At 74.5% G+C, this 11783-nt stretch carries 8 protein-coding genes; 4 read left to right on the forward strand and 4 right to left on the reverse strand.

The window, feature by feature from the left end; genetic code table 11:
- Positions 1-20 precede the first annotated feature (20 nt).
- From ACIP4Y_RS17860 to ACIP4Y_RS17870, 3 genes are all read right to left on the reverse strand, one after another.
- Positions 21-1538 (reverse strand): DUF5719 family protein, encoded by a 1518-nt coding sequence (locus tag ACIP4Y_RS17860; RefSeq protein ID WP_401394024.1) that lies wholly within the window; start codon positions 1536-1538, stop codon positions 21-23.
- A complete protein-coding gene (locus ACIP4Y_RS17865; protein ID WP_401394027.1) occupies positions 1535-5242 on the reverse strand; it encodes a glycosyltransferase in 3708 nt (1235 codons plus the stop codon). The genes ACIP4Y_RS17860 and ACIP4Y_RS17865 overlap by 4 nt, the downstream gene beginning before the upstream one ends.
- Positions 5243-5423: 181 nt before the next feature.
- A complete protein-coding gene (locus ACIP4Y_RS17870) occupies positions 5424-5687 on the reverse strand; it encodes a WhiB family transcriptional regulator (RefSeq protein ID WP_003975777.1) in 264 nt (87 codons plus the stop codon).
- A gap of 676 nt (positions 5688-6363) precedes the next feature.
- On the opposite strand from ACIP4Y_RS17870, the gene ACIP4Y_RS17875 reads away from it, so the two are divergent.
- The 4 genes from ACIP4Y_RS17875 (at position 6364) to ACIP4Y_RS17890 (ending at position 10312) form a co-directional block, all read left to right on the forward strand.
- Positions 6364-6870 (forward strand): cysteine dioxygenase, encoded by a 507-nt coding sequence (locus ACIP4Y_RS17875; protein WP_401394030.1) that lies wholly within the window; start codon positions 6364-6366, stop codon positions 6868-6870.
- 34 nt (positions 6871-6904) lie between these two features.
- Entirely contained in the window at positions 6905-7864 is a 960-nt protein-coding gene (gene cofD / locus ACIP4Y_RS17880; RefSeq protein WP_358640468.1) for a 2-phospho-L-lactate transferase, read from the forward strand.
- Positions 7861-9225: a coenzyme F420-0:L-glutamate ligase gene (locus ACIP4Y_RS17885; RefSeq protein ID WP_401394033.1), complete on the forward strand. Its 1365-nt coding sequence runs from the start codon at positions 7861-7863 to the stop codon at positions 9223-9225. The genes cofD and ACIP4Y_RS17885 overlap by 4 nt, the downstream gene beginning before the upstream one ends.
- Before the next feature lie 64 nt (positions 9226-9289).
- Positions 9290-10312 (forward strand): DNA-3-methyladenine glycosylase family protein, encoded by a 1023-nt coding sequence (locus ACIP4Y_RS17890; RefSeq protein WP_401394036.1) that lies wholly within the window; start codon positions 9290-9292, stop codon positions 10310-10312.
- Positions 10313-10650: 338 nt separating this feature from the next.
- Here ACIP4Y_RS17890 and ACIP4Y_RS17895 read toward each other — a convergent pair whose 3' ends face one another.
- Positions 10651-11733 (reverse strand): sugar phosphate nucleotidyltransferase, encoded by a 1083-nt coding sequence (locus ACIP4Y_RS17895; RefSeq protein WP_401394039.1) that lies wholly within the window; start codon positions 11731-11733, stop codon positions 10651-10653.
- Positions 11734-11783 lie beyond the last annotated feature (50 nt).

The raw sequence follows: 11783 nt of genomic DNA on the forward strand, positions 1-11783 counted from the left end.
TGTGCTCCGGCTCGCTGTGCCTACCTCTGCAGGACCGACAGGTCCTCCTTCGCGTGGGGTACCGCGACCGTGCCGTGGTCGTTCGGGAGGGTCTGGATGGTGAAGGCGGGGATGCCCCCCTCGGTGGCGGCGAGGGTACGGGAGGCGTAGACGGGGCCGCCGGAGACGGGTTCGACCGTGAGGGCGTACGTGCCCTTCAGGCCGGCCGGCGCCGGGGCGTCGACGTTCTGGGTCGTACCGGACTTGATCGTGAAGGTCTTGGTCGCCGGGGTGCCGCCCTCGCTGCCGGCGGAGGCGGTGACCTTGACCGTGGCCGTGCCGCCGGGGGCGGTCAGGGCCAGCGTCGTGCCCTTGGCGCTGTTGTCGGCGGAGGTCGCGCGGGTGCCGACGGCGGCGGCGGCCGGGATGAACGCCGTTTCCCGCTTGTCGCCCTTGCCCCGGACGACCTGGAGGGCCGCCACGACCGGAACCGTCTGGTCGGTGGGCGTGAGGACCAGGGAGCCGGCCTCGCCGCGCGTGACGTCGCCGAGGTCGACCGTCGTCGTCATGCCGGACTTGACGTGCACCGTCTCGTTCCCGGCCGGGGTGATCAGGCCGTCGGGCGAGGCCAGGCGGATCTTCAGGTCGGCGTCGTCGTCGCCGGGCGTGAACGCGATCAGGCGGACGTCGGTGGCGTCCTTCGGGATGCCGGGCAGGACCAGGCTGCCGGCCGGGTCGGTGGCGGCGGCCAGCCAGTCGCCGCCCGCCTTGTCGTCCAGGGCCTGTACGGCCGCGGCGACCCGGCCGCTGCGCACGCTGACGTGCACGGTCACGTCGGCCTGCCGCTCCTCGGTGAGCGTGGAGAGCAGGATCGGCTCGCTCGCGTGCGGCTTGACCGTGAGGTTCTCGCCCAGCGGGGACTTGAGCGCGCCGTCCTTGCCGTACAGCTCGATGTCGACCACGGCGGCGGAGTCGTCGGGGTTGGTCAGATGGACGTAGTCGGTGCGGCCGGTGGCCGTGCTGGCGCCGGGGAACCAGAACTCGGTGTCCGCCCCGGTGCAGTTGACGCCCAGCAGGCCCCGGCCGGTGCCGGCGGCGACCTCGGTGGTCTCCTGGACGGTCCAGCCGGGCGCGAACCTGCCGTCCGCGGTGCCGATCAGCGCGGGCGCCTCGGCGCCGGAGGTCTCGCCGGAGGCCGGCGTGCCCGGTGCCTTCGGGGTGAGCACCGGCTCGTCGGCCTTCTTCCCGGCGCCCTTGCCGCTCTTGCCGCCCCTGCCGCCTTCCGTGCCGTCCGCCGACTGCCCGGTGGCGGCCTGGAGTCGGGCCTTGCCGCTGCCGGCGGCGCCCTTGGTGACGGGCGTGAACGACGTGTACGCCGTGTCGGCGATGTCCGACATGCTCGGCGCCGGGCACAGCAGACCGGTGCGCTCCACGGGCAGTTGGGCGGGTGCCCCGGGGGCGGCGGCACCGGACGCGGACGGCGAGTCGAACGCGGCGAACGCGGTGACGGCGGCCAGCGCGGTCGTACCGGCGATCAGGGACAGGGTGGTGCGGTTCACTGCTGGCTCCCGTCGGGGCGCTGGCTGCCGGTGCCGTGGGGGTGCTGGGCCTGGTCGTAGCCCTGTTGGGCGGGGTCGTACGCCGGGTCGTAGCCCTGCTGCTGGTAGGCCGCCGGGTCGTACGGCATCTGGTCGGCGGTGCCGTTGTAGGCGTACGGGTCGTAGGGGGCCGTCTGGTAGGGGTCGGGCTGCTGGTACGCCTGCTGGTCGTAGCCCGTCCCGGTCTGGTACGGGTCCGTGCCGTAACCGGCGTATCCGGAGTTCCCGTAGGTGCCCGGGTCCCTTCCCCAGTCTCGGCTTGGCTCGACCGGGGGGACTCCCATGTCGTACGCCTGCTGGTGCGGTACGGCGGCCGGGGGCTGTTCGGGCTGCGGAGGTGTGCCGGGGAGTTCCTCGGCGGAGGCTTCCTCGGCCTGGGCGCGCAGGCGGCGGGCGCGGCGGCCCTCGCCGGCGGCGGCCTGGGCGGGCAGGGGCTGCTCCTCGGGCAGGTCGTCGTCGACGTCACGGCGGCGGCCGGGCAGGGCGAGCACGACCAGCACGACGGCGAGCGCGCCCTGGGCCCAGAGCCAGGCGCCGTGGGCGACCGGGGCGTCGTAGGTGACGTCCAGCCTGCCTCCGGCTGAGGGGAGCCGGAAGCCCTGGGCCCAGCCGTCGACGGTGGTGCGGGTGAGCGGCTTGCCGTCGAGGGTGGCCGTCCAGCCGTCGGCGGCGCTGTCGGCGAGGCGCAGCACGCGGCTGCCGGAGCCGGCGGGGATCGTCGTGTGGATCTCGACCGGTCCCGCGGTGACGGGCTGGGCCCTGCCCGAGCCGGAGGCGGGCACGACGGCCGCGCGGGCGACGTCCTGGTCGACGCGCCACAGGGCGTTGCCGTTCTGCTGGCTGAGCCGGGACAGGCCGGGGGTGGCGTCGAGGATCCGGGTGATGTCGCGGGGGGCGCCCTTGTGGACGAGGACGTAGCGCACGGCGAAGCCGCCGAGTTCGTCGGCCTGGTCGGCGCCGGAGCCGGCGACGAGGTTGGCGACGACCTTGTCCAGGCGGGCGTTCTCGCCGTCGGCGGCGGCGATTTCGGCGTCGCCCATGCGGGCGCCGGAGCCGCGGACCAGGGTGTAGCGCACGCGCGCGGCGGTGTCGCTGTCGAGGACCAGGGTGCGGGCCTGGTCGCCGCCGGAGGAGTCCTCGGCGACGAACGCGGGCACCTGGGCGGGATCGCGGCGCTCCACGGGGCCGTCGGCCCCGCCGATCATCCAGCCGGCGGCGACGAGCAGCGGGCCGGCGGCCGCGGCGAAGGCGATCAGGGCGGCGACGGGCTGGCGCCAGCCGAAGCTCTGCTCGGCCACGCGCGCGCGGGCGCCGTCGGCGCCGAGGGCGGCGGCGGCCAGCAGGGCGAGGCCGTAGACGAGGGTGGCCGGTCCCGCCCAGGCGGACTTGTTGGACAGGACCGCGAAGACGAGGCCGACCAGGGCGACGGCCCACGCGGTGCGGATGCCGAGCTGCCGCTCGGAGCGCAGCAGGGCGGCGAGCGCGGCGAGCACGATGCCGATGAGCATCAGGCCGTCCACGGTGCCGGGACCGCCGGGGGCGGCGCCGAGCAGGTCGAGCGCGGAGGCGGCCGAGGGGCCGTACTCCAGGCCGGCCTCCTGGAAGAAGCCGGTCGGCAGGAGGGTCAGCGACCAGGGGGCCAGCATTAGCAGCGGGGTGCCGAGCTGGACGAGGAAGCGCAGGCCGTGGGCGACGAGGTCGCCGCGGCGCAGCACCAGCACGCCGAGGCCGAGGATCAGCGCGATGGGCCAGACGATCGGGGTGAAGGCGGTGGTGATGGTCAGCAGCAGTGCGTACGCCCAGGTGGCGCGCCAGCTGCCGCGCGCGCCGGTGCGGCCGGCCAGGCCGCTCGCGGCGATGCCCGCGCGCGCGATGAGCGGCAGCAGCACGGCGAGGACGGCGGTGCCGATGCGGCCGCCGGCCAGGGCGCCGGTGGTGGCGGGCAGGAAGGCGTAGGCGATGGCCGCCCACGCGCGCAGCAGCCGGGAGGTGACCAGGGGCCGGGAGGCGAAGTAGGCGGTGCATCCGGCGAGCGGGACCGAGCCGACCAGCAGGACGGTGACGGCGAGTCCGGTCGAGCCGAACAGGATCGAGGCGAGGGTCGCGACGATCGCCAGGTAGGGCGGCGCGGACGGGGTGCCGCCTGCGCCCACCGGGTGCCAGGCGTCCAGGTAGCGGGACCACAGGTCGCCGGCGCCGGCCGGGGCGGGCAGCAGGGCGCCGCCGGCGAGGGCGCCGCCGCCGAGCAGGGCGCGGCAGGCGACGAAGGAGATGAGCAGCAGCGCGAGGAAGAGCACCGGGCCGGGTTTGCGGGCGATGCGCTTGAGCCGGGCGAACTGCTCGACCTCCAGGAACTCGGCGTCGTCGCCGCCGGGCCCGGACTCCACGGCGCCGCCGTGCCGGCCGGCCGAGGAGGTGTCGGCGTCGGTGCCGCTGGTGAAGCTGCCCGCGATCTGTTCCACGGTGGCCCGGACGGTGGCGCCGGGCGGCGGGAAGAGCTGGCGCAGTTCGCCCTTGTCGATCCGGGCGGGGCCGCGGCGGCGCCGGGCGGCGAGGATCCGCTCGGGCCTCAGCAGGGTGCTCAGCAGGCCGCGGATCTCGTCGACGGCCTGGCCGGGGACCTTGCCGACGAGGTAGGCGAGGGTGCGCAGGACGGTGCCGAGGACGAGCCGCAGCAGCACCCAGGGCAGCGCGGCCGTACGGGTGTTGACGAGCAGGGTGTAGACGGCGCCGGCCTTGTCGACCTTGTGCGGGGAGGCGGCGGTGCGGCCGGCGCAGTCGACCGTGCGGCGCTCGCGGGAGGCGGCCTCGGCGTGCCGGACGACCGCGTCGGGGGCGATCAGGACGCGGTGTCCGGCGGTGTGGGCGCGCCAGCACAGGTCGACGTCGTCGCGCATGAGGGGCAGCCGGCGGTCGAAGCCGCCGAGCTGTTCGAAGACGTCGCGGCGGATGAGCATGCCGGCGGTGGACACGGACAGCACGGTGCGGACGTGGTCGTGCTGGCCCTGGTCCTGTTCGCGGCGGTCCAGGCCGGTCCAGCGGCGGCCGGAGTTGGCGATGGAGACGCCGACCTCCAGCAGCTGGCGGCGGTCGTACCAGCCGCGCAGTTTGGGGCCGACGACCGCGACGTCGTCGCGGCCGAGTTCGAGTTCGTTGTCGACGACGCGCAGCAGCTGGGCGAGGGCGTCGGGTTCGGGGGCGCAGTCGTCGTGCAGCAGCCACAGCCAGTGGATGGGCTCGCCGTGCGGCAGGTCGGGCAGGTCGTAGGCGTCGTCGCGCCACGTGCGCGTGACGGGGTCCCAGCCGCTGGGGCGCTTGAGGTACGGCAGGTCCTCGGGGGTGAGGACGGGTGCGGTGCGGCTCGCCTCCTCCACGGCCTGGCCGAAGCCGGTGCGGCGGGCCAGGTGCAGCACCTGGGCGTCGCCGAGGGCGTCGGTGAGCAGCTGGGCGGAGTCGTCCGCGCTGCCGGTGTCGGCGGCCACCGCGTACTGGACGGGGCGCTCCTGGCCGAGCAGCCCGGCGAGCGCGTGGGGCAGCCAGCGGGCGCCGTCGTGGGAGACGAGGACCGCGGTCACCACATGACGCGGGAACTCGGGCGGGCGGGTCGGGTCAAACCCAGCGGTGGCGGCGCCGGTTCGGGCGGCCGTATGGCTGTGCACGGACATCGAGGTACGGGCCCCGGTTCGATGGACTGCGGTGGACGCCTGCGTCTTCTCGGGGGCCGAGGGGACAGCGGGGCGTCTCGGACGAGCGACCACACTATCGGCTGGCCATGACGACGGCCCGCCGCCTGTGGACAACCCACGGGCGACGGGCCGTTCATGACGTTTGCGGCCGTACGTCCGGTCACACGGCGGCCTTCTTCAGGCGGCGGCGTTCGCGCTCGGACAGGCCGCCCCAGATGCCGAAGCGCTCGTCGTTGGCGAGGGCGTACTCGAGGCACTCGGAGCGGACCTCGCAGGCGAGGCAGACCTTCTTGGCCTCTCTGGTGGAGCCGCCCTTCTCGGGGAAGAAGGACTCGGGGTCGGTCTGGGCGCACAGCGCGCGCTCCTGCCAGCCGAGTTCCTCGTCCGCGTCGTCGACCAGCAGTTGCTGCACCAGCTCGGTCATGTGCGCCCCTCGTCTGTCTTTCGCGTCCCCGTGCGTAGCCGTTACCGATTTCGGCTGAACGACACGAGTGAAATTACAAGTGTGCTGCTCCGGGCGAGTCAAGCCGAGATCTGCTATTGGGCCCGTTATTCACTCTGCGGAACCAAGGCCAAGCGGAAAGTGTTCAAATCGCCATATACCTTGACACACCGCTGGGCCCGCGGGGCGACCGAACCCCCGTACAGAACTCTGTACGGAGAAGGACGTCTCCGTGTTCGATCGCGTTCCGCGAGGCTCGAGCGCTCGGATGTGCCCCATGTGTCCCGACCTCCCGGTGAGCAAACCTTTCACCGCACAGATGAACCGGATGAGGTGAAACATGTCCCACATACCGGGCCCGGAGTTGACAGTGCGGGTGTGAACCGGTGTCCTAGTGGGCATGCTCGCGAACTTGGCGCTCACCTCGACCCGCACCGCCGGGTCCCTCGGTGCCGCCCGCGCGCGCTGTAGCTGTTGTTGCTGTCCCAGCTGTTGAGCCGAGCCCGCTCCGGCTGTTCCCGAGTCCATCCCGGCTCGGTCGCGTCTCCCGCTCAGTGATCCCTCATCCAGGGCACCCCGCCCGCCCGTGACCCGGGCGGACCGTACGCGTCACCCCAGCATCAGCCCCCCACTCTTCCGCCGAGGACCATCACACCCGATGAACAGCGACAACGACCTCCAGATCGCCGGCGACATCCTGGAGGTCCCGCACCTGCTCCAGCCGCCGCGCGAGCACCCGGCCACCGTCGCCGAGTTCGTGGGGCTCGCCCGCTCGATCGCCGCCGACCGCGCCCAGTGGGCCCATCTCGTCCGGTACGACGCCACGACCCGCTGGTACCACCGGCTGCGCACCGGTCCCGGCTACGAGGTGTGGCTGCTGTCCTGGGTGCCCGGGCAGGGCAGCGGGCTGCACGACCACGGGCCCTCGTCCGGCGTGCTCACCGTCCTGGAGGGCGCCCTCACCGAGCGCACCGAGCGCGGCACGCGCGCGCTGGCGGCGGGTTCCCAGCGGGTGTTCGCGCCGGGGTACGTGCACGAGGTCGTCAACGACGCGCTGGAGCCGGCGGTCAGCCTGCACGTGTACCACCCCGGCCTGACCCAGATGCCGATGCACGCCTCCCCGCACTGCGAGGCGCGGACCGAGTCCGGTGCGGTGACTGCCTGACGCGTTGTCGGACCCGCCTGCAAGACTTGCTCCCATGCGCATTGTGGTTCTGGCAGGCGGCATCGGCGGTGCCCGTTTCCTGCGCGGTCTGAAGCGGGCCGTGCCGGACGCGGACATCACCGTCATCGGCAACACCGGCGACGACATCCACCTCTTCGGGCTGAAGGTCTGCCCGGACCTGGACACGGTGATGTACACGCTCGGCGGCGGCATCAACGAGGAGCAGGGCTGGGGGCGGTCCGACGAGACCTTCCATCTCAAGGAGGAACTGGCGGCGTACGGCGTCGGCCCGGAGTGGTTCGGGCTGGGCGACCGGGACTTCGCCACGCACATCGTGCGGACGCAGATGCTGGGCGCCGGCTATCCGCTGAGCGCGGTCACCGAGGCGCTGTGCGACCGCTGGAAGCCGGGCGTGCGACTCATCCCGATGACCGACGACCGCGTCGAGACGCACGTGGCCGTCGAGCTGGAGGGTGAGCGCAAGGCGATCCACTTCCAGGAGTACTGGGTGAAGCTGCGCGCCTCGGTCCCGGCCGAGGCGGTCGTCCCGGTCGGCGCCGAGCAGGCCAAGCCGGCCCCGGGTGTGCTGGAGGCCATCGCGGAGGCGGACGTCATCCTCTTCCCGCCGTCCAACCCGGTCGTGTCCATCGGCACCATCCTCGCCGTGCCCGGCATCCGCGAGGCCATCGCCGAGGCGGGCGTGCCGGTGATCGGCCTCTCCCCGATCGTCGGGGACGCGCCGGTGCGCGGCATGGCCGACAAGGTGCTCGCCGCGGTCGGCGTGGAGTCCACGGCCGCCGCGGTCGCCGAGCACTACGGCTCGGGGCTGCTGGACGGCTGGCTGGTCGACACCGTCGACGCGGGCGTGGTCGAGCGGATCGAGGCGGACGGCATCCGCTGCCGGGCCGTACCGCTGATGATGACCGACGTGGACACGACCGCGCAGATGGTGCGGGAGGCGCTGGCGCTGGCCGAGGAGGTGCGGGGGGCGTGAGCGCGACGGCGTCCGCCGGGCCGGCCGAGCAGCCCGGGTACCGGGTCTGGGCCCTGTCCGGCATCCCCGAGGTGCGGCCGGGCGACGACGTCGCCAAGCTGATCGCCGCGGCCGAGCCGGGCCTGGCCGACGGGGATGTGCTGATCGTCACCTCCAAGATCGTCTCCAAGGCCGAGGGGCGGGTCGTGCAGGCGGCCGACCGGGAGGCCGCGATCGACGCCGAGACGGTCCGGGTCGTGGCCCGGCGCGGCGCGCTGCGCATCGTGGAGACCCGGCAGGGCCTGGTCATGGCGGCGGCGGGCGTCGACGCCTCCAACACCCCCGCGGGGACCGTGCTGTTGCTGCCCGAGGATCCGGACGCGTCCGCGCGCGCGATCCGGGCCGGGCTGCGCGACTCCCTCGGCGTCGACGTGGGCGTCGTCGTCACCGACACCTTCGGACGGCCCTGGCGGGCGGGGCTCACGGACGTGGCGATCGGCGCGGCCGGGGTGCGCGTGCTGGACGATCTGCGCGGGGGCACGGACGCGTACGGCAACCCGCTGAGCGCGACCGTCGTCGCCACGGCGGACGAGCTGGCCGCCGCCGGTGACCTGGTCAAGGGCAAGGCGGCGGGGCGGCCGGTGGCCGTGGTGCGCGGACTGCCCCACGTCCTCGCCACCGACGCCGGCGACGCCCCCGAAGCCTCCGGGGACGGCAGCGCCGACGAGGGCGCGCGGGCGCTGGTGCGCACCGCGCGGGACGACATGTTCCGGCTCGGCACCTCCGAGGCGGTGCGGGAGGCCGTCACCCAGCGCCGTACCGTGCGGGCGTTCACCGACGAGCCCGTGGACCCCGGCGCGGTCCGCCGCGCGGTGGCCGCCGCGGTCACCGCGCCCGCTCCGCACCACACCACTCCCTGGCGGTTCGTGCTGCTGGAGTCGGAGGAGTCGCGGGTACGGCTGCTGGACGCGATGCGGGACGCCTGGATCGCCGACCTGCGCCGGGACGGCAAGAGCGAGGAGTCCGTCGCCAAGCGGGTCCGGCGCGGTGACGTGCTGCGCAACGCGCCGTACCTGATCGTGCCGTGCCTCGTCATGGACGGCTCGCACACCTACGGGGACGCCCGGCGGGACGGCGCCGAGCGGGAGATGTTCGTGGTCGCCATGGGCGCGGGCGTGCAGAACCTGCTGGTCGCGCTGGCCGGGGAGCAGCTGGGCTCGGCCTGGGTGTCGTCCACGATGTTCTGCCGGGACGTGGTGCGCGAGGTGCTGGAGCTGCCGGCGGACTGGGACCCGATGGGCGCGGTGGCGGTCGGCCGTCCGGCGGAGGAGCCCAGACCGCGGCCGGAACGGGACGCGGGGGCGTTCGTGACGGTGCGCTGAGCGCCTAGTCTCGTAGGACGGCTCCGGCACCTCCGGCAACCGACCGGCACCCTAGGACTCACTCGTGGCAGGACGTTTCCCCCAGCGGCCCACGCGGACAACCGTGCGCGGCGGGCAGGTCGCCGTGCCCGCGGCGGCCGCTGCGGGGATACCGCGGCAGGCGGCGGTCCCCGCGCGGGTACGGCGGTGGGTGCCGGACGGGCCGCTGGACCTCGGGCTGACCCTCGGGCCGCTGCGGCGCGGGCCCGCCGACCCGACGTTCCGGGCCACGGCGGACGGCTCCGTGTGGCGGGCCTGCCGCACGCCCGCCGGGCCGGGCACGCTGCGGGTGCGGGTGTACGGCGGTGAGGTGCTCGGGGAGGCGTGGGGGCCGGGTGCCGAGTGGCTGCTGGAGCAGCTGCCGGAGCTGCTCGGTGCCGCCGACGACCCCGGCGCGTTCGTGCCGCGGCACCGGCTGGTCGCGCTGGCACGGCACCGGCGGCCGGGACTGCGGCTGACCCGGACCGGGCTGGTGCTGGAGTCGCTGATCCCGTCCGTGCTGGAGCAGAAGGTCACCACCGACGAGGCGTACCGGGCGTGGCGACGGCTCGTACGGCGGTTCGGGGAGCCGGCGCCGGGGCCCGCGGGGGCGGGCGAGCGGCCGATGTGGGTGATGCCGGCGCCGCGGACCTGGGCGCTGATTCCGTCCTGGGAGTGGCACCGGGCCGGGGTCGACGACAAGCGGGCGTCCACGGTGCTGCGGGCCGTGCGGGTCGCTGCGCGGCTTGAGCAGGCGGTGGGGATGCCGGCGGGTGAGGCTCGGGCGCGGCTGGAGGTCGTGCCGGGGGTGGGGCCGTGGACGTCGGCGGAAGTGGTGCAGCGCAGTCATGGGGCGGCGGACGCGGTGACCGTCGGGGATCTGCATCTGCCGGGCATCGTGGGGTGGGCGCTGGCGGGGGACCGGGATGCGGACGACGCGGAGATGCTGCGGCTGCTGGAGCCGTATGCCGGGCAGCGGCATCGCGCGGCTCGGCTGATCCTGCTGAGCGGGGCGGTGCCGGCGCGACGCGCACCGAAGATGCGCCGCGTCGACATCGGCTTGCTCTGAAGCACCCTCGGGTTGGGCCGGCGTCGGACCACACACCGGCACCGCCAGGCCCAAGTAGGCCGGGGGTCGGGTCGCTTACCGGCGCTGCCGGGGGCCGCCGCGTCCACCCGTGCCGCCCCAGCGGCACGACTGCCCGCAGCTACGGCGACACGACGGCCGCCGCCGGGTGGCGCCGCCCCAGCCGCGCAGCTGCCCGCACCCACGCGAGTCCGACCGCCCGCAGCTGCCGCGGGCGGTGCCTCGTAGCCGGCGGTGGGGCGATTCCCGAGGGGCCGATGGGGGCCTTGGGGCCCGGCCCCCGTGGACGGCGCCCGAGCGGCGGTGGACCCGGGTCGGGGTTACTGGTCCGAGGAGAAGCGGACGGCGCCTGAGGGGATGTGGGCGTCGCACCACACCCGTACCCCCTCGCGGAGCTCGTTGTCGGCGCCGATGACCGCGCCGTCGCCGATGACCGTGCCGGTGAGGACGGAACGTTCGCCGACGCGGGCGCGGGTGCCGATGAGGGAGTCGGTGATGACGGCGCCGGGTTCGATGACGGCACCCGGAAGGATGGTGGAGCCGAAGATCCGTGCGTCCTCCGCCACGAACGCGCCCTCGCCCACCACCGTGCCGCCCGTCAGCTTGGCGCCCGGCGCCACCGTGGCCGTGGGCAGCACGAGGCGGTCGCCGCAGCGGCCGGGGACGGCCGGGGACGGCGCCCGGCCGAGGACCAGGTCGGCCGAGCCGCGGACGAACGCGGCCGGGGTGCCGAGGTCCAGCCAGTACGTGGAGTCGACCATGCCCTGCAGATGCGCGCCGGCGGCCAGCAGCCCGGGGAAGGTCTCCCGTTCCACCGAGACCGGACGCCCGGCCGGGATCGTGTCGATCAGCGAGCGGCGGAAGACGTAGGCCCCCGCGTTGATCTGGTCGGTGACGATCTCCTCCGGCGTCTGCGGCTTCTCCAGGAAGGCCAGGACGCGCCCGGTCTCGTCCGTGGGCACGAGGCCGTACGCGCGCGGGTCCGTCACCTTCGTCAGGTGGAGCGAGACGTCGGCGCCCGTCGACTCGTGGGTGTCCACCAGGGCCCTGATGTCCAGGCCCGTCAGGATGTCGCCGTTGAAGATCAGCACCGGGTCGTCGGGCCCGGAGTGCAGGCGGCCGGCGACGTTGCGGATGGCCCCGCCCGTGCCGAGCGGCTCCTCCTCCGTCACGTACTCGATGTGCAGGCCCAGCGCGGATCCGTCGCCGAAGTACGGCTCGAAGACCTCGGCCAGATAGCTGGTCGCGAGGACGATGTGCTCGACGCCCGCCGCCCGCGCCCGCGCCAGCTGGTGGGTGAGGAACGGCACCCCGGCGGCCGGGACCATCGGCTTGGGTGTGTGCACCGTGAGCGGTCGCAGCCGCGTGCCTTTGCCGCCGACCAGGAGGATCGCTTCTGTCACCTGTCGTCTCTGCTTCCTGCCGGGACCGGCCGAACTACTCGTCAACACTT

It is taken from the genome of Streptomyces sp. NPDC088810, assembly GCF_044750305.1.
Classification (GTDB): domain Bacteria; phylum Actinomycetota; class Actinomycetes; order Streptomycetales; family Streptomycetaceae; genus Streptomyces.